This window comes from Aeromonas sp. A04 (assembly GCF_047780465.1).
Taxonomy (GTDB): Bacteria; Pseudomonadota; Gammaproteobacteria; order Enterobacterales; family Aeromonadaceae; genus Aeromonas; species Aeromonas bestiarum.
Genome location: NZ_JBLNHP010000011.1, coordinates 21,482 through 43,617 on the forward strand (window position 1 = coordinate 21,482; position 22,136 = coordinate 43,617).

At 63.6% G+C, this 22,136-nt stretch carries 17 protein-coding genes; 8 read left to right on the forward strand and 9 right to left on the reverse strand.

The genetic code is table 11. The features are described 5' to 3' along the window. Positions 1–122: 122 nt before the first annotated feature. Complete coding sequence (locus ACM3N8_RS20615; protein WP_290019740.1) at positions 123–563, reverse strand: DUF2214 family protein; 441 nt, start codon at positions 561–563, stop codon at positions 123–125. A gap of 109 nt (positions 564–672) precedes the next feature. Between ACM3N8_RS20615 and ACM3N8_RS20620 the strand changes: the two genes are divergently transcribed. Further along, positions 673–2,283 carry a sensor domain-containing diguanylate cyclase gene (locus ACM3N8_RS20620; RefSeq protein WP_290019739.1) on the forward strand — a complete coding sequence of 537 codons (1,611 nt, stop codon included), beginning with the start codon at positions 673–675 and terminating at the stop codon, positions 2,281–2,283. Positions 2,284–2,317: 34 nt separating this feature from the next. Here ACM3N8_RS20620 and ACM3N8_RS20625 read toward each other — a convergent pair whose 3' ends face one another. The 6 genes from ACM3N8_RS20625 to ACM3N8_RS20650 all read right to left on the reverse strand — a co-directional run bounded on the left by ACM3N8_RS20625 (position 2,318) and on the right by ACM3N8_RS20650 (position 7,785). Then, positions 2,318–2,977: an HAD family hydrolase gene (locus ACM3N8_RS20625; RefSeq protein WP_103472889.1), complete on the reverse strand. Its 660-nt coding sequence runs from the start codon at positions 2,975–2,977 to the stop codon at positions 2,318–2,320. A 65-nt stretch (positions 2,978–3,042) separates the two neighbouring features. Beyond that, positions 3,043–4,050, reverse strand: a complete 1,008-nt coding sequence (locus ACM3N8_RS20630) for an ABC transporter ATP-binding protein (RefSeq protein WP_043556044.1) — start codon at positions 4,048–4,050, stop codon at positions 3,043–3,045. Between the two features lie 101 nt (positions 4,051–4,151). After that, positions 4,152–4,928 (reverse strand): ABC transporter permease, encoded by a 777-nt coding sequence (locus tag ACM3N8_RS20635; protein ID WP_290019738.1) that lies wholly within the window; start codon positions 4,926–4,928, stop codon positions 4,152–4,154. Positions 4,929–4,996: 68 nt separating this feature from the next. Further along, positions 4,997–5,896, reverse strand: coding sequence for an ABC transporter permease (locus tag ACM3N8_RS20640; RefSeq protein ID WP_416016548.1), 900 nt, complete (start codon positions 5,894–5,896; stop codon positions 4,997–4,999). Further along, on the reverse strand, positions 5,896–6,729 hold the full coding sequence (locus tag ACM3N8_RS20645) for an alkaline phosphatase family protein (RefSeq protein ID WP_290019736.1): 834 nt from the start codon (positions 6,727–6,729) through the stop codon (positions 5,896–5,898). Before ACM3N8_RS20645 ends, ACM3N8_RS20640 begins: the two co-directional genes overlap by 1 nt. Positions 6,730–6,738: 9 nt before the next feature. Further along, complete coding sequence (locus tag ACM3N8_RS20650) at positions 6,739–7,785, reverse strand: ABC transporter substrate-binding protein (RefSeq protein WP_290019735.1); 1,047 nt, start codon at positions 7,783–7,785, stop codon at positions 6,739–6,741. Positions 7,786–7,968: 183 nt separating this feature from the next. Here ACM3N8_RS20650 and ACM3N8_RS20655 point away from each other — a divergent pair, with 183 nt between their 5' ends. After that, positions 7,969–8,787 carry a UTRA domain-containing protein gene (locus tag ACM3N8_RS20655; RefSeq protein ID WP_181003729.1) on the forward strand — a complete coding sequence of 273 codons (819 nt, stop codon included), beginning with the start codon at positions 7,969–7,971 and terminating at the stop codon, positions 8,785–8,787. Positions 8,788–8,925: 138 nt separating this feature from the next. Here the strand turns inward: ACM3N8_RS20655 and ACM3N8_RS20660 are convergent, their stop codons facing one another. Together ACM3N8_RS20660 and ACM3N8_RS20665 are read right to left on the reverse strand one after the other, a co-directional pair. Beyond that, positions 8,926–9,690 (reverse strand): helix-turn-helix domain-containing protein, encoded by a 765-nt coding sequence (locus ACM3N8_RS20660; protein WP_043556049.1) that lies wholly within the window; start codon positions 9,688–9,690, stop codon positions 8,926–8,928. A 438-nt stretch (positions 9,691–10,128) separates the two neighbouring features. Next, entirely contained in the window at positions 10,129–11,043 is a 915-nt protein-coding gene (locus tag ACM3N8_RS20665) for a LysR family transcriptional regulator (RefSeq protein WP_043556051.1), read from the reverse strand. A gap of 257 nt (positions 11,044–11,300) precedes the next feature. Here ACM3N8_RS20665 and ACM3N8_RS20670 point away from each other — a divergent pair, with 257 nt between their 5' ends. From ACM3N8_RS20670 to recD, 6 genes are all read left to right on the forward strand, one after another. Next, on the forward strand, positions 11,301–11,669 hold the full coding sequence (locus tag ACM3N8_RS20670; RefSeq protein WP_416016549.1) for a hypothetical protein: 369 nt from the start codon (positions 11,301–11,303) through the stop codon (positions 11,667–11,669). A 30-nt stretch (positions 11,670–11,699) separates the two neighbouring features. Continuing rightward, entirely contained in the window at positions 11,700–12,386 is a 687-nt protein-coding gene (locus ACM3N8_RS20675) for a pirin family protein (protein WP_290019734.1), read from the forward strand. A gap of 40 nt (positions 12,387–12,426) precedes the next feature. Then, complete coding sequence (locus ACM3N8_RS20680; RefSeq protein ID WP_043141457.1) at positions 12,427–12,819, forward strand: DoxX family protein; 393 nt, start codon at positions 12,427–12,429, stop codon at positions 12,817–12,819. Between the two features lie 231 nt (positions 12,820–13,050). Then, complete coding sequence (recC, locus tag ACM3N8_RS20685) at positions 13,051–16,443, forward strand: exodeoxyribonuclease V subunit gamma (protein ID WP_416016550.1); 3,393 nt, start codon at positions 13,051–13,053, stop codon at positions 16,441–16,443. Then, the gene (recB, locus tag ACM3N8_RS20690) at positions 16,443–20,075 is read left to right on the forward strand and encodes an exodeoxyribonuclease V subunit beta (protein WP_416016551.1); all 3,633 of its coding nucleotides are present in this window, start codon (positions 16,443–16,445) and stop codon (positions 20,073–20,075) included. Before recC ends, recB begins: the two co-directional genes overlap by 1 nt. Continuing rightward, on the forward strand, positions 20,072–22,135 hold the full coding sequence (recD, locus tag ACM3N8_RS20695; RefSeq protein WP_290019731.1) for an exodeoxyribonuclease V subunit alpha: 2,064 nt from the start codon (positions 20,072–20,074) through the stop codon (positions 22,133–22,135). The genes recB and recD overlap by 4 nt, the downstream gene beginning before the upstream one ends. The last annotated feature ends 1 nt before the right edge of the window (position 22,136 follow it).

Sequence of the window (22,136 nt, forward strand, 5' to 3'; positions counted from 1 at the left end):
CTCGGGGGGATTTGTCTTTAGCTACTGGCGAGTCTGGCCAGCAGGGGGATCAGGGTGAGCTGCAAGTGTCTTGCTACCCAGGCTCAGGATCAGCCGTTATTGCGGTTTTATGGCGGCTGCTTTCAGCTGTTGGCAAGTCTGGCCAGCAGGGGGATCAGGGCGAGCAGCAAGAGGTTGCTACGCAGGATCCATATCACCCAGAACTGCTGCTGGATGGAGACCATGGGGGCCCGACCCTGGCGCAGGGAGCGGCGCCAGCGATAGAAGAGGCGGCTGGGGTAGCCAAAGCTGATGGCCATCACGAAGAACAGCAGCAGCTTGGTGCGATAGCCGGGGTTGGCGAGCAGCACGGCGGGCTCGTCGGGGTGGGCGAGCACCTGCAACACGCCCGTGATGAAGATGAGCAGCAGGGCCAGCGCCGCGAGGCCATCGGCCAGCAGCAGCTTGCGCACCTGTTCGATGGACATGCCGCGCCGGAACAGAAAATACTCTGAGGTGATGGCCCCGGTCAGGGTGATCACGGCGCAATAGTGCAGCGCCATCAGCAGATCAGGGTTCAACATCCGTGTCGATTACCTCTTGTTGAGCACATAACCAGCTTCATTTTGGACGCCATCCCGTGGTGCTGATATTCTGACACTACATCATGTCTGACGGTAGCAGGAGTCCGGGTTGGATAAGCGTGTTGTCTCCAAGAAAACCTGGTCCCTGGTTGCCCGGATGCGGCTGGGGCTGCTGCTGCTGTTCATTCCCGTGCTGATGCTGGGCGGCATCTACTATCTGCACATGGAACGCAGCCTGCAAAACGAGTTGCAGCAGCGTCTGCTCGCCACCAATCACCAGTTGCGTCACGTCTTCATCGAGCCCTATCTCCAGGAGATGGAACGGCAGTTTACGCTTATCTACGACCAAGTGAAGGTGGAAGATATCAGCGGCCCCCGCCTGTACAATACCGAGACCTATCTGAAGGAGTGGCGGCTCTACAAGGGGGTCATGGCCGATCTCATCTACATCTATGTCGGCACGGCCGAGCGCCAGATGCTGATTTACCCCAAGTGGGAGGCGGATGCCAACTTCGATCCCAGGGTACGCCCCTGGTATCAGCTGGCCAGCCAGCATCTGGGCAAGATAGTCTGGACCGAGCCCTACTACGACTACACCAATGGCAACCTGGTCATCGCCCTGGCGCGGGCCCTGACCGATGCCAGCGGCAAGGTGCGGGGGGTGTTTGCGGTCGATGCCATCCTGGCGCCCTTCTCGGCCCAGCTGAACCGCCAGGCTGACAACGGGTACCAGATGATAGTCAACCAGTCCGGCAAGGTGCTGGTGCACCCGGATCCCGCCCAGTTGCTCAAGCCCATGACCCATCCCCAGTGGCTCTCCCGCTTCAAGCAGGGGGATGGCATCTTCCTGGACAAGGCCTCCCAGCTGTTCGTGGCCTACAGCAAGTTGCCTGAACGCAACTGGGTGCTCATCAGCGTGCAACCGGCGGCCAGCGTCCAGGCCGCGATCGACAGGGTCTCCCTCAACGTGCTGCTGATGGTGGCGCTGGCCTGCGTGCTCTATTTCGTGCTGGCACTGGTGTGGTCCCGCTATTTCCGCCGCATGCTCGACGAGATCTCCTCCATGATCCGGGCCAGCCGGACCCAACCCGATGACGTGCCCCAGGGCGGGATGCGTGAGCTCAAGGACGTCTACGCCGAGCTGGCCGAGGTGGGCAAGGATTATCACGAGGCGCGCCAGCAGGCCCATCTGGACAAGCTGACCGGCCTCTACAATCGCCGCTTCTTCGACGAACGCCTGACCCGGCTGTTGCTCGAACACCAGCCCTTCTGCCTGGCCATGGTCGATCTCGATGACTTCAAGCGGGTCAACGACAACTATGGCCACCAGACCGGGGACGTGGTGCTCAAGCGGGTGTCCAAGCTGGCCATGCGGCTGCTGGGGGATCATGGCTGGGTCTGCCGTTACGGCGGGGAGGAGCTGGTGGTGCTGATGGTCAACCCGGACACCCACTTCTGCCTGATGCTGATGGAGCAGTTTCGCAAGGGGGTGGAGTCACTGGACTGGCGCGAGCCTGGCCTCAGACTCACCTTGAGTGGCGGGCTGGTGGCCAGCCATGGGGTGACGCACGGCCAGACGCTGCTGGAGGTGGCCGATGCCGAGGTCTATCGTGCCAAGCGCGATGGCAAGAACCGCATCTACCTGGGCAAGCCGCAGGAACTGGTGGCCGGAGAGGGGAGCTTGCCAAAAGGCAGCCTGTTGAGCAACGAAGAGGCCTGAGGGCCTCTTCTTCATTATTCAGCCGATCAGCCGATCAGCCGACCAACTGCCAGTCCAGGGTGGGCCAGGCCTGCTCGACGGCGACCTGACGCAGGCCGGGAGCCGGATTGACCGCATGGGGATGGGTCACAGCCCGCAGCAGTGGCAGGTCGTTGTGGGAGTCGCTGTAACCGTGGCTCTCCTGCCAGAGGTTGTCGTTCCCGACGAAGAGCTGGTTGATGCGGGCCACCTTGCCTTCCCGAAAGCTGAGAGTGCCGCGAGTCTGGCCGGTCAGCATGCCCTCTTCCTCATCCAGCAGTATGGCGACGCAGTGATCCATCCCCAGCATCTGCGCCATGGGCGCCACCAGATGCTCGCCGGAGGCGGAGATCAGCACCAGCTCGTCGCCGCGCTCCCTGTGCCACTCGATGCGCGCCAGCCCTTCCGGATAGATGCGCGCCCTCAGCACCTGCTCGGCGAAGTGCTGGCACTGCTGGCCGAGCCACTGGCGCGACTTGCCGGCCAGCGGCCGCAGGGTGAAGGCCATGTACTGATGCATGTCCATCTTGCCCTGATGGTAGAGGGACATCATGGCCTGCTCCTCGGCAATCATGTCCGCCGGGGCCAGCTCCTGGGCTACCATGTACTCCAGCCAGAGGCTGGCGGAATCCCCGGCAATCAGGGTCTCGTCCAGATCAAACAGTGCCAGTGCCATGACGGCTCCTTGGGTTGGTGGCCGGCATCTTGATGCCGGCTGAAAACAGAATGGGATACATGGCCTTATGCTACCTCACACAGCTGATCCCGGGCCACCGCCAGAGTGACACTTGTGCCTGCCGGCAGCAAATCCCGGGCCGAGCGGTTGAGGCAGTCCACCGTCAAGAGCCCCGCCTCGCACGCCACCTGATAGCGGATGACGTTGCCGAGCAGCTGCTGCTGGCGAACTATGCCGGGCAGGCTGGGTTCGCTACTGGTCGCCCCTGCGGGCAGCAGTGTGATGGACTCCGGCCTCAGCGCCAGCTTGCCCTGAAAACGGGGGCCGAACAGCGACTTGCCCTGCTCTGCGTTCAGCAGGTTGTAGTTGCCGATAAAGCTCGCCACAAACTCGCTGGCGGGGCGGGTGTAGATCTGCTCAGGCGTGCCGCTCTGGACTATGGATCCCTTGTTCATCAGGAAGATCCGGTCCGACATGGTCAGCGCTTCTTCCTGATCGTGGGTGACGAAGATGGTGGTGAGCTCGAGCCGCTGCTGGATCTCGCGGATCTGCAAGCGCAGGCTGCGGCGGATGCGGGCATCCAGCGCAGATAGCGGCTCGTCCAGCAACAGGATCCTTGGCCGAACCACCAGGGCGCGGGCCAGGGCGACCCGCTGGCGCTGGCCACCGGAGAGCTCGCTCGGATAGCGGCGCTCTAAGCCATCCAGCTCCACCAGACTCAAGGCCTCCTGCACGCTGGCCGCCAGCTCCCGTCCCGGCTGGGGCTTCATCTTGAGGCCGAAGGCCACGTTGTCCCACACAGTCATGTTGGGGAAGAGGGCATAGCTCTGGAACACCATGCCGATGCCCCGTTTCTGGGGTGCCTGCCAGGTGATCTCTTCACCGGCCACCCGTACCTGACCGCCATCGACCGGGGTGAGCCCGGCCAGCGCCCGCAACAGGGTGGATTTGCCGCAGCCTGAGGGGCCGAGCAGGGTGACCAGCTCCCCCTTGCGGATGCCGAACTCTATCCCCTCGAACACCTTGGTCTCGCCGTAGGATTTGTGCAGTTGGGTTACTTCTAGATGGAACATGGTTAGTCACCGATGAAAGCGAATAATGGGCTGCCCAGGCTGGGGGTGGGCGGTATGGAGTCGGTCGGTGTGGTGCGGGTTGTCCGGTGGATCATGGCGCGTCACCGATGGAATTTGTTTGCCGCCCAGGTGAGCAGCAGGGTCAGCAGGAAGTAGCTCATCACCAGCGCACTGGTGAAGTGGCCCGAGGTGGCGCGCATGTTGTAGAGGTAGACCTGCAGGGTCTCGTAACGGGTGCCCACCAGCATGTTGGCAAACACGAACTCCCCGAGCAGGAAGGAGAGCGACAGGAACAGCGCCGCCAGCAGCCCCTTGCGCAGGCAGGGGATCACCACCAGCGCGAAGGCGCGGGTACTGCTGGCCCCCAGCAGGTGGGCGGCATCCATCAGATCTTTCAGCGGTACACCCTGCAGGCTGTTGGCCAGTGCCCGGTACATGAAGGGCAGCACGACTGTGAACCAGGTGCCGATCAGGATCCAGGGCGTGCCGACTATGGGCAGCGGGCCGTCGGCGTAGATCTGCAGCAGCCCCACAGAGGAGACCACGGGCGGCACCGCGAAGGGGAGCAGGATCAGCAGGTTCATCCAGGGATCCAGCCTGGGGAAGTAGTAGGCCACCACCAGCACGGTCGGCACCAGCACCAGGGTTCCGAGCAGCAGGGTGGCGAAGCAGACCAATAGGCTTCGGCCAAACGCCGCCAGAAAGCGCGGGTCGCCCCACAGCTGCAGATACCAGTCGAGGGTGAAGCCGTCCGGCAGCAGGGTCGCCCCCCAGCGGGTGGAGATGGAATAGAGAAAGGTGGCCAGCAGCGGCAGCAGCAGGGTGGCGACCAGCGCCCCCAGCACCCACCTTGGCCAGCGTGGTGTCAGGTCATGCATCTTGTCGTCTCCCGCCATGATGTGGGCCAACTGCACCCAGCTTGTTCGATCCAAAACAGGGTGTCAGGTCATGCATGGGATTGCCCCTTGTTCACATAGCTCTTCTTCAGCAGCCACTGGTTGGCGGCCGTCACCACTCCCAGCAGCACCATCAGGATCACCGCCAGCGCCGCCGCCAGATTGGGCTCGAGGAAGATGTCGCCTGAGACCAGGCTGGCCACCCTGATGGTCACCAGGTTGAAGTTGCCCGTGGTGAGGGCGTAGGCGGAGGCATAGGCCCCCACCGCGTTGGCAAACAGGATGATGAGGGTGCCTAGCAGGGCGGGGGTGAGCACAGGCAGCGCCACGTGCCACACGTATTGCCCCTTGCTCGCCCCCAGCAGGGCGGCGGCCTGGGGCCAGTCATCCTGCAGCGCATCGAACGCCGGATAGAGCAGCAGCAAGGCGAGCGGGATCTGGAAATAGGTGTAGATGAGGATGAGGCCCGACCCCGAGTAGAGGTTGAAGCCGTCGATCCAGCCCCAGGATTTGAGCAGCAGGGTGACGGCGCCGTTGATGCCGAGAATGATGATGAAGGCGAACGCCAGGGGCACGCCGCTGAAGTTGCTGGTCATGGTGACAAAGGCCAGCAGCAGCCGCTTCACCCGCTCGCCGCTGTGGCGCAGCGCAGCGGCGCCCAGGGTGCCGATGACGAGCCCCGCCAGGCTGGCGATGCCGGCGATGCGCAGGGAGTTGGTGAAGGATTGCAGGTAGAAGGGGGAGCCCAAAATTTCCCGGTAGTAGTCGATGCCCCAGCCATCCGGGGTCTGGAAGCTGCCCACCAGCACCCACACCATGGGGGCGAGCTGGAACAACATCATCAGCAGGATAAAGGGGAGCAGCACCAGGGCGGGCAGCCAGTGGCGGCGGGCTCCGTGCAGGATCTTCACGGGTTGATCCGCCGCGATCCTCGTGGTGGCAGGCATCATCAGTGCACCTCGCGCATAAAGGCCGCCTTGAGCAGCTGTGGTGCGGCTGGCTTGTCGTGGGGAATGCCCAGCAAGTCGGCCATCAGGGCGCAGAGCTGGGTCTGGGCGATCGTCGCGCCCTCCGGCCACTGGGCCACAAAGGCATCGCCAAACAGCCAGAGTGGCACGCTGCGCTCTTCTGGCAGGGTGCCGCCGTGGCTGAGATCCTCGTTCATGCCGTGATCCGAGGTGATCACCAGCTGATACCCTTCCGCCAGCCACTGGGGCAGCAGATCGGCCAGCAGGCTGTCCATGCGGCGCGCCTGGTTGCGGTACTGGCGGGAATCCAGGCCAAACTTGTGGCCCGCATCGTCCACACCCATGGGGTGGATCAGCAGAAAATCTGGGTCATGCTGGGTTCGCAGCCACTCGCCATCCATCAGCAGATGGCTGTCGGGGTAGTTGTCATCCCAGTAGAAGCAGCCGTGCTGGATCGGCAACTGCTCGTCATGGGTGTAACGATCCCGCAGCGCCAGCCAGGGGCTGCGGTTATAGAGTTCGCTTACCCAGTGATAGGCAGCGGCGGCGGTGCTTTTGCCCGCGGCCCGGGCCAAATGGAAGATGGAGTCGTGCTGGCTCAGGCGACTCACCCCGTTGTGGGTGATGCCGCTGGCCACCGGCGGTACGCCGGTCAGGATGCACTCGTAGAGGGGCCGGGAGAGAGAGGGCAGGGCGCAGCTCAGGGTCGTATACAGGCCGCGCTCTGCCTCCACCATGCCTGTGAGGTAGCCCATGGTGTGGGCTACCTCGGCAGACAGGCCATCCACAAGTACCACTATCACCTTGTGTTGCACTGGCACTCCTTACTGCATGTTGATCATGACGGTTTCCTGCCACTGGCGCGGCAGGGCTTTGGAGCTCTGCTCCCAGGCGGCATGGTCGCTGACCGGCTTGGCATTGGCATATTGCTCGGCCGGCAGCAGCTTGGCTTTCACGTCGTCCGGCAGGGTCACGTTGCTGCGGATCGGGCGGGCATAGCCTCGGGCCAGGTTGATCTGACCGGCATCGGAGAGTATGTATTCCCGCGCCAGCTTGGCGGCGTTGGGGTTCTTGGCCCACTTGTTGATGATGGTGGTGTAGCCGGCGATGACGGAGCCGTCGCTCGGGATCACCACATCAAACTTCTTGGGGTCTATCTTGTCGCGGTAGTTCAGCGCGTTGAAGTCCCACAGCACGCCCACTTCCACCTCGCCCTTCTCGATATTGGCGATGGAGGGGTCGTTCAGCGACAGGCGACCCTGCTTGGCCAGCTGGCCGAACAATTCCAAGGCGGGCTTGAGATTCTTCTCGCTGCCGCCGGTGGCATAGGCCGCCGCCAGCACGCCGTTGTTGGCCTGGGAGGCAACACCCACGTCACCCAGCGTCACCTTGTAGTCGCCGCCCAGCAGGGATTGCCAGCTGGTGGGGGCGGCCTTGACCAGATCCTTGTTGATCAGGAAGGCGATGGTGCCGGTATAGGCCAGCATCCAGTGGCCGTCCGCGTCCTTGGCCCAGTTCGGAATGTCTGCCCAGGTGGAGGGCTTGTAGGGCTGGGTGACCCCCTGCTTGACCGCGACCGGGCCGAAGGCGCCGCCCACGTCGCCGATGTCGGCGGTGGCGTTGGCCTTCTCGGCGGCGAACTTGGCGATCTCCTGGGCCGAGCTCATGTCGGTATCCTGATGCTTGATGCCGTAGATGTTGCCCAGCTGCTGCCAGGTGTCCTTCCAGTTGGCCCAGCTGTCGGGCATGCCAATGCTGCTGAGCTGGCCTTCACCGCGGGCGGCTTTCTCAAGATCCGCGATGTTCTCGGCGGCAAACAGTGGCTGACTGATGGCCACCAGGGCCAGTGCACTTGCGATCACGCTTTTCATCATCCCATCCCTCTGGACTAGGTCAGTTAAGGTTCGAGAGGGATGCTAGAGGGGAAATATGACGGTGGCGGGGCGCTTTGATGGCAGTTTGATGACAATCGCCCTGTCACGGCACTGTCATCCACAGCGGTTACAACTCAGGGCCGACAGCCGCTGGTCTACTCCAGACGGACGCAAACCGGAATGACCGACAGGGATGTGACAGTGACAGAGCGATTGAGCGAACAGGGGGTGGCCGCTGGCCGCAGCCCCTCCAAGTGTGAACAGATTTGCCAGACTCTGCGCCGCTATATCGGCAGCGGCCAGCTGGGGGCGGGGCAACAGCTGCCCGCCGAACGGGCCTTGAGCGAGCGTTTCGCCACCACCCGCATCACCATCAAGGAGGCGCTCTCCAGCCTGGAAGCGGACGGCCTTATCTACCGGGCCGAGCGGCGCGGCTGGTTTGTGGCGCCGCCCCGGCTCACCTACGACCCCGCCATCCACACCCATTTTCACCAGTGGATCGGCGAGCAGCAGCGCATTGCCGAGACCCGGGTGCTGGCCCACGGCAGCGCCCTGGCCAGCAGCGAGCTGTGCCGCTGGATGGGGCTGGATCCCTTCACCCCGCTCTACGAGATCCGCCGCCAGCGGTTGATCGACGGTCGACCCGTGCTCCACGTCAGCCACCACCTGCTGGCGAGCCGCTTCCCCGATATCGCCAGCGCGCCGCTGGCCAGCTCACTCACCGAGCTCTATCAGCAGCACTATGGCATAGGCCAGGGCGGTGCCAGCCTGGAGATCACCCCCTCGGCGGCGCGGGGCGCCATAGCCCGTGCCCTCAATCTGGCGGAAGGGAGCGCAGTGCTGCGGCTGGTGCGGGTCAACTATGACGAGCGAGGGGGGCTGGTGGATTGCGATATCGAGCACTGGCGGCCGGATGCCATACGAATTCATCTCGACACCCGGGCGCTGTCGCCTGCATTCAGCCCCTCAAAATGTCCCCATATGGCGGAGTCACAATGAATCAGCGCGCACTGGCGGGCACAGTGGCGACAGGTATCTGTCGGGGGATGCGGACGCTGCGGCCAATGGCTGCAAGACGGTCTGAATTGCCGCTATCGAGCTGACTAAAGCAGACGGATCCCGCAGGATCCGCCGGGATCAGTTGTCGATATTGGGGATCAGGTCGTCGAAGCTCTGGTAGCCGCAGTCCGCCAGCTGCAGCGACATTGTGTAGGTCTTGCTGCCCTCGCGCTGGCCGATGGCAGGGCGGTTGAGCTTGAGCTCCTGGTGCCAGTACTCCTTCATCCGCTCGATCAGCGCCATGGCCTCGCTCTCGCCCAGATGGAGCTGGCACAGCGCCATGTAGTTGTTGGACTTGTGCATGTTCTCCACCAGATAGTCCCCCAGCACGGACATGGCCTGGCGCGCCTGCTGGCGGGCGAAGCGGCTGTGCTGCTCGAAGCTGATGCGCTCGCTGATGAGGAAGTGGTAGCTGTTGTCTATGCCGAGCTGCAGGATGCCGAGCTTCTCCAGCTTGCGCAGGTAGAGGTAGCAGGAGGCGTCGGTCAGGCCGTACTCCCGCTTGAGATCGATCAGCGTCTTGTCGCGCCAGAAGATGTTGGCGAGAAAGGCGTAGAGCCCCGGCTCCTTATGGAATGCCTCGTCCTGCTCCTGGGTGAAGACGGCGCGGCGGCTCTGGGCATCCTGGGTGCGGTCCAGCAGCTCCTCGAACGAGAGCCCCACCAGGTGGCAGATTTCCAGCAGGGTATCGAACGGCAGGGAGGGTTTGTTCATCATCCGCTTGACGGTGGCGATGGAGACCCCCATGGCTTCTGCCAGGGTCTGATAGCGGATCCCCTTGTCGGTCAGGGTCTTCTTCAGGGTGTCGAGAATATTGTTGGCCAGGGTCTGGCTGTAGGTCATGCAACTATTCCTTTATCTGCATCTTTATGTTGTGTCAGAAACTGGGTTCTTTTTTAGTTATGGGCTCAGATACTGACACTTAAAAAAACCAGAGGAAATAAACCCGTCGTAATCGGTTGAAATGGCCAGACCAGTCAAGGGTGAAGGTTGCAGATAGTGATACTCTGCGGTGCATATCCTTCAACCATTCAACATTTTGCTGGTGGCGCATAAAACATCGCGCATAATTCAAAACGAATCGGATTCAAGACCTTCCTGGTTGAGAAATCGATTGTTTGCTTCCAATTTAAGGGTTTTTTAAACCGCAAGGTTTTTATTCTTTCCTGGCATTGAGCGGAACTCGCAAGAGGTCCGCTTTTTTCTTTTCCCCGAATTTGCGCCCGCCGTCAAGCGAAGGCGAGCGCCGTCTCCATCCATCATGGTTAAGGCTTCCCGGCCTCACTCCCCCTTGCAGGGAAACAGCTTGGGGATCTCCCGCACCAGCCAGCTCTTGGCCTTGCCCATGGTATCGCGCCGCCAGGCCAGTACAACCTGGATCTGGTGACGATACTCGGGGCTGATCACCTTGAGGCGGCCCGCCTTGATGTCCTCTTCTATCCAGCTCAGCGGCATGGTGCCGACGCCTATCCCCGCCAGCAGGGCATCGCGTTTCTCCGCCATGGTACTGACGGTGAGGCGCGGCTGCTTGTCGAGCAGGCGATAGGTGAGCACCGGCTTGCGCAGCGCAGAGTCCGCCACTGCGATGGCGCGGTAGCGGCGCAGCGTTTCGTCCGCCAGGGGCTCGGGCTCCTGATGCAGCGGGTGATCCGGGTGGGCGACGTAGAGCATCACCTCCTCCTGCAGCGCCTGATGCTTGATGCCGGTCAGCATGATGTCGGGGTTGAGGGAGGAGATGAGCAGGTCGGCCCGGCCATCTTCCAGACACTCCCAGCTGCCCGCCAGCACCTCGGCGCGAAACCTGAGCCGGGTATCCGTCAGCTCCGCCAGCCTTTCGACCAGGGGATAGAGCGCCTGCAGCGGCACCAGGGCATCGACGGCTATGGTGATGTCTGTCTCCCAGCCACGGGCCAGCGCCCGGGTCTCGCCCACCAGATGCTCGGCCGCCTCCAGCAGCACCCGGCCCCGCTCCAGCAGCATGCGGCCGGCCGGGGTGAACTTGGTTCTGTGGCCGCTGCGGTCGAACAGCATGGCGTCGAGCTCGTCTTCAAGCTTCTGCACCGTGTAGCTCAGCGCCGAGGGGACCTTGCCCAGCTCGTCGGCGGCCGCCGCGAAGCTGCCACGGCGATCGATGGCGTCCAGCACCCGTATGGCTTCCAGGGTCAGTGCCCGTTCCTTGTTCGATTCCTTGGCCATTTCATACCTTCAATTTTTTTGAACATGTTTGCCAGTTTATCTCGCTAACAACTTAGGCCAAGTGTCTTTAATATTCAATCAACGCTTAGGCAGGAAGGCCAAGCGGCCAAATAAACAGTAGTTCCGGGCTGCGACATCACAAAGAGTGATGTCTGATGTCGGTAAAAGAACAACACACTATTTGAATAACCTCTTGCATGGATGCATTGATTCTGGCCGAACCGGCCTTGGCAATGACATAAAAACCAAGAGAGTGAATGAACATGAAAAACGTAATCAAGATGCTGGCCGTTGCAGGCCTGATGACAGCCGGCTTTGCTCAGGCTTCCGTCCCCGCTGACCNAGCCGGCTTTGCTCAGGCTTCCGTCCCCGCTGACCTCAACGCCGCCCCGGGTGTGCTGTTCGTCAACTGGCATGCGACCGCCGCGGTGGAAGGCAAGGGCAACCCCATGTTGGAAGTGCGTGACGAGTCTGGCGATCTGGTTGCCTCCGTGCATGCCAACCTGATGGGCAGCCAGCAGGTACAGATCCCGAGCCGCACCCAGGGCAACCTGACCGTGAGCCTGGGTGAGCAGAGCAGCGACTACCGCATTCCGTTCGGCATCGGTAGCGGCAAGCAGCGTTAATCAACCGTATCGGTACGTGAGGAGCACACCATGATGAAATTGAGAGCCGCAGAAGCGCGCGGCAAGGCCAACTTCGGCTGGCTGGATGCGCGCCACAGCTTTTCCTTCGGGCACTACTACGACCCGGACTGGATGGGGCATTCGGTGCTGCGGGTCATCAATCAGGATCTGGTTGCACCGGGTGGCGGATTCGCCACTCACCCTCACGCCAACATGGAGATCCTGACCTGCGTGCTGCAAGGCACCATAGAGCACAAGGACAGCCTCGGCCACGCCGAGCAGATCCCGGCAGGGGATTTCCAGCTGATGAGCGCAGGGTCCGGCATTCGGCACAGCGAGTACAACCCCTCGCAGACCGAGCCGCTCTCCCTGTTGCAAATCTGGATCGAGCCGAACGAACACGGCACGCCCCCCGGCTATCAGCAGAAGAAGATTGAAGCCAACCCGGGATTGACGCTGGTGGCATCACCGGATGGCGAAGCGGGATCCTTCAGGATCCGCCAACAGGCCCGCGTATGGCGGTTGCAGCTTGAACCCGGTGAGAGCCTCGCCTGGGTGCTGGCCGGCCGACACGGTTACCTGCAGATGATTTCAGGGGAGCTGACCGCCAACGGTCTGGCTGCCCGACCCGGCGACGGGGTACTCAGTCGTGATGAACCCAAATGGGATCTGGTGGCAATGAGTGCCAGCCAAGCCCTGTTATTTGACCTACCCTGAAGCAGTCAGCGGTGATTTGACATACAACGAGGAGTTTGAAATGGACAAGATGAAAGATGTGGCACTGCTGGTGGGTCGCGTACTGCTGGCACTGATGTTTGTGATTGCAGGCTGGGGCAAGATCGGCGGCTATGCCGGTACCCAGGGTTACATGGAAGCCATGGGCGTGCCCGGATTCATTCTGCCGCTGGTGATACTGCTGGAGCTGGGTGGTGGCCTCGCCATCATGCTGGGTCTGTTCAGCCGCAGCATCTCTGTGCTGATGGCCGGTTTCACCCTGATGGCCGCCTTTATTTTCCACTATCAGCCTGCGGATCAGATGCAGATGCTGATGTTCATGAAGAACGTCTCCGTGGCCGGTGGTTTCCTGGCCCTGGCGGCGGCCGGTGCAGGGGCCTTCAGTCTGGATGCCCGCCTCGGCAAGAACTGGTAATACCCGGATAGTGAGAGTTTTCCAACGCCTTTTGGCCGGTGCAGCAGCACCGGCTTTTTTATGTCCGCCATTGACCCTTTCCTGCCCCGCATGATGGCGACGTGATCTGCGGCAACAAGCGCCTTTTGCATCTTACCCTTCGATCCCCGACAATCCCATTTCGTGTGAAGTGACGGGAATGACTCACCTTTTCTCGCACCCACCCCTCATTTGAATTGGCGGGAGTCGTCCATGTTTACCCTCTACCACTCCAATCAGCTGGATCTGCTCAAGGAGCTGCTGGTGAGCCGCATCCGGCAGGCTCCTCTCTCTCACCCCTTCGATCGGGAGCAGATCCTGGTGCAGAGTCCGGGCATGGCCCAGTGGCTCAAGCTGGAGCTGGCCAAGGCCTTCGGCATCGCCGCCAATATCGACTTCCCGCTGCCCGCCAGTTTCATCTGGGATATGTTCACCCGGGTGCTGGCGGACGTGCCGCGCCAGAGTCCCTACAACAAGGGCGCCATGAGCTGGCAACTGATGACCATTTTGCCCGCCCTGCTGGGCAGGCCCGCCTTCGCACCGCTCGCCGCCTATCTGGGGGGCGGGGATGACGAAGATCCTGCCAAAGATCCCGAGCAGGTGCGACTGTGGCAGCTCTGCCAGAAGGTGGCGGATCTGTTCGACCAGTATCTGGTCTACCGGTCGGACTGGATCGCCCGCTGGGAAGAGGGGGAAGGATTGGGGTTGGAGCTGGCCGGGGTGAGTGGGCAGGATTGGCAGCCCGAACTGTGGCGCGAGCTGGTGGCCCGCACCCTGGCGCTGAGCCCGAGCGGCTACCACAGAGCCAACCTCTACGAGGAGTTTATCCACGAGCTGGCGCGCACCTTGGATCTGCCGGGCAAGCTGCCGCAGCGGGTGTTCGTGTTCGGCATCTCGGCGCTGCCGCCGCGCTATGTGGAGGCGCTGCTGGCCCTCGGCAGCCGACCCGAGGTGGAGGTGCACCTGTTCGTCACCAACCCCTGCCGCTACTACTGGGGCGATCTGCTCGATCGCAAAACCCTGGCGCGCCTCGAGAACAAGCTCAAGCCCGGCACGGATATCGAGACCTTGCAGGGCCCCGCCAACCCGCTGCTCGCCTCCATGGGCAAGCTGGGGCGCGACTACCTGCATCAGCTGATGGAGCTGGAGGTGCCGCAAATCGAGGCCTTTGTCGACATCGACGAGCTGGATGCCAGGGGCAACGTCAGCCTGCTGCGCGCCATCCAGAAGGATGTGCTGGAGCTGGCCGAACGGGGGGCGGGGCAGTTCGATCTCGACAGCAGCCACCACAAGAGCCCGATCGATCCAACGGATGGATCCTTGCAGATCCACGCCTGTCACGGCCCGATGCGGGAACTCGAGGTGCTGCACGACCGGCTGCTGGCGCTGTTCGAGCAGGACCCGTCCCTCAACCCGAAAGACGTAGTGGTGATGATGCCGGACGTGAACAGCTACGGCCCCTACATTCAGGCGGTGTTCGGTGCGCGCGGCCAGATCCCCTTCGCGGTATCGGATCGGGCGGCGAGCCAGGAGAGCCCGCTGCTGCAAAGCTTCCTCGCTTTGCTCAAGCTGCCCAACGCCCGCTTCGGCGCCGGCGAGCTGCTCGCCATTCTCGAGGTGCCCGCCGTGCTGCGCCGCTTCGAGCTGGATGACGACGAGTTCAACCAGCTGAGGGTCTGGGTGCAGGAGACCGGCATCCGCTGGGGGCTGGACGATGGCTATCCCGCCCGTTTCGATCTGCCGCCCATGTCCGGCAACAGCTGGCTGTTCGGCCTGCGCCGAATGCTGCTCGGTTTTGCCATGGGGGATGGCGAGCCGGTGGCGGGCATCCTGCCCTGTGCCGACAGTATGGGGGGGCAGCAGGGGCCCTTGACCAGCATATTGCCCTATGCAGAGATCGAGGGTCAGCAGGGGCTGGCGCTCGGCAAGCTCGCCTGGTTCGTCGACTCGCTGGCCGAATTCCTGCCACGCTTGCAACAGGCGCAGCCGCTGGCACAGTGGAACGCCTGCCTGCTGGCGCTGCTGGAGCGCTTCTATCTGGCCGACGAGGAGGAAGAGCGTCAGCTCCAGCTCATTCGCAGCCAGCTGGCCGACTGGCAGACCCAGCTCGGCGAGGCTCGCTTCGATCAGCCCATCACCGCCTCCCTGCTGCAGGATTACCTCGGCAGCGTGCTGGGGGAGTCCCGCTCCAGCCAGCGCTTCCTCGCCGGTCAGGTCAACTTCTGCACCCTGATGCCGATGCGCTCCATCCCCTTCAAACAGGTTTGCCTGCTCGGCATGAACGACGGCGTCTACCCGCGCACTTTGGCCCCCATGGGCTTCGATCTGATGGCGGTGGCTTCGCGGCGCGGGGATCGCTCCCGCCGGGATGACGACCGCTACCTCTTCCTCGAGGCGCTGCTCAGCGCCCAGCAGGGGCTCTATATCAGCTATCAGGGCTTCAGCGCCCAGGACAACAGCGACAAGGTGCCATCCGTGCTGCTGGCCGAGCTGATCGACTATGTGCGTCAGGGCTTCGTGCTGGCGGGGGATGAGAATCTCGACGATGAAACTTCCGGCAAGCGGCTGCTAAAGCACCTGATGGTGCCGCACCCGCTCACCCCCTACAGCCGCCACTACTTCCATCCGGAGGCGGGTTCACGCCTCTTTACCTATGCCGCCGACTGGCTGCCTGCCCTCAATCCTGTGCGCGGCGCCGCCAACTTCCAGAGCGGCGAGCTGCCGCTGCCCCCCGAATGGGGCAAGGAGCAGGGGCTGGAGCTGGCCGAGTTGCTGCGCTTCTATCGTCAACCCACCAAGTATTTCCTCAACCGCCGCCTCAAGGTGTGGTTCGAGTTGAACGAAGCCAACATAGAGGACAGCGAGCCGTTCGAGCTGGACGGTCTGCAACATTATCAGCTTAAAGATCTGCTGCTCGGTGCTCACTTGGCTGAGGGTGATAGTGCGGTGCGCCGCGAGCGGTTGCAGCTCACAGGCCTGCTGCCGCAAGGCTGGTTCGGCAGCCTGCTGCTGGACGATCTGGATGCCGAGATGGGCAAGCTGGCGGAGCGTCTGCGCCCCTGGGTCAGTGAAAAACAGGCGGTGGAGATCGATATCTCGCTGGCACAGGGCCAGCTGCAGGGGTGGATCGACACCCAGAAGGGGCGCTTGCTGGTGGTGAAACCCGGCAGCTTCAACGGCAAGGATCTGCTGCTTGGCTGGATCCAGCACCTCTGCCTCTGCCTGAGCAGTGCCCCCGGCGACACCCTGCTGTTCGATGCCAAGCAGAGTCTGCGGCTGCCCAAGCTCTCGGCCGACGAGGCGCGCCCCAAACTGGCGGCCCTGGTGGCGCTCTGGGCCCAGGGGATGAAGCGGCCGCTGCCGTTTTTCCCCAACACAGCCTGGGATTGGCTCAAGGCGATGGAGAAGGATCCGGAGAAGCCGGAGGCAGCCGACAAGGCGGCCCTCACCCGCTTCAACGGCGGCTATATGGTCAACGGCGAAGGGGAGGACGTTTATGTCGCCCGCTGCTTCCCCGAACTGGATGAGGCCGTGCTGGCCCAGCTACAGGCGCTAGCCCGCGAACACCTGACCCCGCTGCACCAGACCCTGGAGGAGTTGCAATAATGGCCAACCCGCTCAATACCCTGCGTTTTCCCCTCCACGGTGAACGACTGATCGAGGCCTCCGCCGGCACCGGCAAGACCTACACCATAGCCGGTCTCTACCTGCGCCTGCTGCTGGGCCACGGCCCGATTATTGAACAAGACAGTGGCGAAGAGGGGGCCGATGCCGGTCAGCCCAGCGCCCACGAGCGGCCGCTGTCGGTGACCGAAATCCTGGTGGTGACCTTTACCGAGGCGGCCACTGCCGAGCTGCGGGGGCGGATCCGCGCCCGCATCCACGAGGCGCGCCTTGCCTTTATGCGCGGGCAAAGCCGCGATGATCTGCTGGCCCAGCTGCTGGTGGAGGTGGAGGATCATGAATTGGCGGCCCGCCGCCTGCTGGCCGCCGAGCGGCAGATGGACGAGGCGGCGGTCTTCACCATCCACGGCTTCTGCCAGCGGATGCTCAAGCAGAACGCCTTCGAGTCGGGCGCCCTGTTCGAGACAGAATTTTTGACCGACGACAGCCAGCTCAGGCTGCAGGCGGTGAGCGACTACTGGCGCGCCGAGTTCTATCCGGTGGACAAGACCCTGGCCGGCTCGGTGCGCGCGCTCTGGCCTAGCCCCGCCGCCCTGCTGCGGGAGATGAGCAGCTGGCTCGACAACAGCGAGCTGGAGATCCACCCGGCCTTGGGGGATGAGACCCTCGCCGCCCGCCATCAGGCGGCCATGGCCCGTGTCGATGCGGTGAAAGATGCCTGGCTGGCGCAGATGGACGAGATACGCCGCCAGACCGAGGGGCAGATGAAGCTCTATACCGGCAAGAACTACGAAGGCTGGCTTGCCAAGATAAGCGACTGGGCGCAGGACGAGGGGAGCGGCTACGCGCTGCCCAAGGATCTCGAGCGCTTTGGCCAGGAGACACTGGAAGCCAAGCTGAACAAGGGGAAGGCGCCACCGACCTTGCCGCTGTTCAACCAGATCGACGAACTGCTGGCGAGCCGCCCCGGTATTCGGGATCTGATCCTGCAACGGGCCGCCAAAGTGGTGCGTAGCCGGATGCAGGCGAGCAAGCGGCAGGCCCATCAGCTCTCGTTCGATGACCTGCTCAAAGACCTCGACGGGGCGCTCGGCTCCAGCTTGGGCGAGCGGCTCTGCGAGCGCATTCGCGCCACCTATCGGGTCGCGATGATCGATGAATTCCAGGATACAGACCCCCAGCAGTACCGTATCTTCCACCGGCTTTATGGCGGTCACCAAGACACGGCGCTCTTGATGATCGGTGACCCCAAGCAGGCCATCTACGGCTTTCGCGGCGCCGATATCTTTACCTACATTCAGGCGCGGCGAAATGTGAGCGCCCACTACACCCTGGGGCGCAACTGGCGCTCCAGCAGTGCGCTGGTGGGGGCGGTCAACGGCCTGTTCGAGCGGGCAAAAGATCCCTTTATCTACGAGGCGGATATCCCCTTCCTGCCGGTGGAGGCGCAGGGCAAGAGCAAGGCGCTGCTGCTGGGTGGCGCCACCGCGCCCGTGCTCCACTGCTGGCAGCTGACCGGCCAGCCCACCTTCAATCGGGGGGATTACCAGAGCAAGATGGCCCGCGCCACGGCCGCCGAGATCCACCGCCTGCTGACCCAGGCCCGCGAGGGCAAGGCGCAGATAGGCGACAAGGCGGTGAAGGCGGGGGATATCGCCGTGCTGGTGCGTACCGGCGCCGAGGGCAAGCTGGTGCAGCAGGAGCTGGCGCGGCTCGCCATCGCCTCCGTCTATCTGTCGAACCGCGAGAGCGTGCTGGAGCAGGTGGAGGCGCGGGAGATACTGCTGATTTTGCACGCCTGCCAGAACCCGAGCGAAGAGCGCAGCCTGCGGGCGGCGCTGGCGACCGGCCTGTTCGATCTGGATGCCAGGGCGCTCGATGGGCTGGCCAGCGACGAGCGGGCCTGGGAGAGCGCGGTGCAGGAGTTTATGGAGTACCGCAAGATCTGGCACCGCCGTGGCGTGCTGGCCATGTTGCGGGCCCTGCTGCACAGGCGCAACCTCGCCTCCTCCCTGTTGGCGAGCCCCTACGGCGAGCGGCGGTTGACCAACTTCCTCCATCTCGGCGAACTGCTGCAACAGGTGAGCAGCGAGCTGGACGGGGAATATGCCCTGCTGCGCTGGCTGGGGGAGGCGGTGAGCCGCCCCAACGGCCAGGATGCTGAGCAGGTACTGCGCCTCGAATCCGAGCGCAAGCTGGTGCAGATAGTCACCATCCACAAATCCAAGGGGCTGGAGTACCCGCTGGTATTCCTGCCCTTCATCTGCAGCCACAGAACCGCCGAGACCCCGCTCTATCACGAGGCGGACGAGGGGGGCAATCGCACCATACTCGACTTGACCGGTGCCGAGGGATCCTTGGCGGAAGCCGACAAGGAGCGCCTCGCCGAAGATCTGCGGCTGCTCTATGTGGCGCTGACCCGGGGCGTCTACGCCACCTGGCTGGGGCTGGCCCCTGTGCGCTCGGGCAACGGCAAGTCGGAGAAGACGGACCTGCACCACACCGCCATCGGCTATCTGCTGCAAAAGGGCGAAGAGGGGGATGCCGAAACCCTGGCGACCGCCCTCACCGAGCTGTCGCAGGCGCTGCCCGGGGTTGTGGTCTGTGAGCCCTCGCTCACCCGTCCGGCCCCGCTGCCGCCTGAAGAGGAGCAGTTGGGTGAGCCGCAGGTGCGCCGCTTTACCGGTTCCCTCGAGCGGGATTGGTGGATCAGCTCCTACTCCGGGCTGGCGGCGCAAGGAAATGGTCACAGCAAGGGTGTGCTGGCCAATCCCGGCTTCGATGACGAGGTAGTGACCGAGGCGGCGAGCGCGGCCTTGCTGGCCGAACCGGGGGAGGTGGCAGCGCCTGAGCCCTCCATCTTCACCTTCCCGAAAGGGGCGCGCCCCGGCACCCTGCTGCACAGCCTGTTCGAGACCATCGACTTCCAGAGCGCGGGCGGCGAGTCGCTGGCGCACCATATCGCCAGCCTGCTGGTGCAGGATGGCTTCGACGAGAGCTGGGCACCCGTGTTGCAACAGCAGGTGGAGGCTGTGCTCGATACCCCGCTGGATACCGGCTTTGGCGAGCCGGTGCGACTGCGGGATCTGGCGCCCGAGCGCAAACAGGTGGAGCTGGAGTTCTTCCTGCCCATGGGGCGGGTGACGGCACCGGCGCTGACCGCGCTCTGCCAGCAGCACGACCCGCTATCGCGGGGCAACAAGCCGCTGAGCTTTGCCACAGTGCAGGGGATGCTCAAAGGCTTTATCGATCTGGTGTTCGAGTGGCAGGGGCGCTGGTATCTGCTCGACTACAAATCAAACCATCTCGGCATGAGCCCCGCCGATTACAGCCGTCCGGCGCTGGAGCGGGCCATGTGTGATCATCGCTACGACCTGCAATACCAGCTCTACTCGCTGGCGCTGCACCGGCTGCTCACCCTGCGCCTGCCGGGCTACGACTTCGAGCAGCACTTTGGCGGCGTCTTCTATCTGTTCCTGCGCGGCATGCCGCAGGGGGGCATTTTCCATACCCGCCCGAGCCGTGAACTGGTGTCGGGGCTGGATCGGTTGTTTAGCGCAGGCAGTGAGCTGCCAGCAGCGGGATCCCAAGCATTGAACGAGGTAGAGGCATGAGCGACACCATGATCAGCACGGCGACCAGCGCCATCATGATCGAACGGTTGAAAGCACTGGCGCTGGCGGGGCGTATCCGCCAGCTGGATCTGCAATTTGCCAAGCTGGTGGCCGACCTGGGCGGCAGCCCCGAGCTGGTGCTGGGAGCTGCACTTGCCTGCTTCGAGCTGGGGCGCGGCCATGTCTGTTTGCCCCTTGAGATGTTGGCGAGTGGAGCTTTACGCCCGTTCGGGCTGGATCCCCAGCAGAGCCGGGATCTGCTGGGGGATCTGGCGGATCCTTCCCGCTGGCCCGCCCTGTTTGCGGCAAGCCCCCTGGTTGGGTCCGAACAGGATGAGGGGCTCGCCCCGCGCTGGCCGCTGCGGCTGTGGCACGGGCGGCTCTACCTCACCCGCTACCACGATCATGAGCAGGGAGTAGCCCGCCATCTGCGCGCCTTGAGTGACCGAGCCGAATGGCCGGAAATTGCCCCGGCCCTGTCGCGGCTGTTTGCCCGCGACTATGGGTTGGTGTTCGGGGCGCTACTCAAGGCCCGCCTCGCCCCCGACTTCTCGGCCCGCCACTTTATCGAGAAGTATCTCGATCTGGTGTTCCCGAGCGAGGTGGATTGGCCCGCCATCGAAGGGCTGCTCGCCAGCGCCCAGGCGGCGAGCGACTTGAGCAAGCTGGATGCGCTGGTGCCCGAAGCGCTCTGCTGCAACGGCCAGAAGCTGGCGGCGGCCACCGCGGCGGCGCGCCCCTTTGCGGTCATCTCCGGCGGCCCCGGCACCGGCAAGACCACGACTGTGGCCAAACTGCTCGCCATTCTGGTGGAGACTGGCCTGCAAGCAGGCAAGGCGCCGGCGATCCGGCTGGTGGCCCCCACCGGCAAGGCGGCGGCACGCCTGACCGAGAGTATCGGCTCTGCCCTTCAGGCGCTGGACTTGCCCCCTGAGTGGGTCGAAGCGATCCCCACCGAAGCGGGCACCTTGCACCGGCTGCTCGGTGTGATCCCGGGGCGCAGCCAGTTCCGCCACCACGCAGGCAACCCGCTGCACCTGGATCTGCTGGTGGTGGATGAGGCCTCCATGGTCGACTTGCCCATGATGGCGCGCCTGCTCGATGCGCTGCCAAGCCACGCCCGTCTTATCCTGCTCGGCGACAAGGATCAGCTCGCCTCTGTGGAGGCGGGGGCCGTGCTCGGCGATATCTGCAGCTTTATCGAACAGGGCATCAGCCCGGCGCAGGCGGATTGGCTCTCCCGCCAGACCGGCTACCGCTTGCAGGGCACGCCCGCAGGGGCACCCGTGCGCGACAGCCTCTGTTTGCTGGCCAAGAGCTGGCGCTTCGATCAGCACTCCGGCATAGGCCAGCTGGCGCGCGCCTGCAACAGCGGCGATGCCACTGCGGTGGAGGCTGTCTGGGGCGCAGGATTCGCCGATATCAGCCTGCACCCCTGGGCCGGGGAGGCTTACGACGCCCTGATTGCCCAGGGGGTCGCCGGTTACGGCAGTTACCTGAAGGCGGCCCGCGCGGGGGAGGAGCCCGCCGCTGTGTTCAAGGCATTCAACAGCTTCCAGATCCTCTGCGCCCTGCGTGACGGCCCCTTCGGGGTGCTGGGGCTTAACGAGCGACTCGAACTGGCCTTGTCACGTGCTGGCCTGATTGCCCGCGATGGCGACTGGTATGCCGGTCGCCCCGTGATGGTGGTGCGCAACGACCACGGGGTCGGCCTCTACAACGGCGATATGGGGCTCTGCCTGCCCGATGAAAGCGGGCGGCTCAAGGTATGGTTTGAGCAACCGGACGGCACCCTGCGGGCGCTCTTGCCCAGCCGGCTGCCACCTCACGAGACGGTCTACGCCATGACGATCCACAAATCCCAGGGCTCGGAGTTTGCCCATACGGTGCTGGTGCTGCCCGACAGCCCCAGCCCGCTGTTGACCCGCGAGCTGGTCTATACCGGCATCACCCGCGCCAAGGCGCGGCTCGATCTCTATGGCGATCGCGCCCTGCTGGCACAAGCGGTACGGAAGAAGACCGAGCGTTATTCCGGATTGGCGGAGAGGTTGGGGGAGTGAT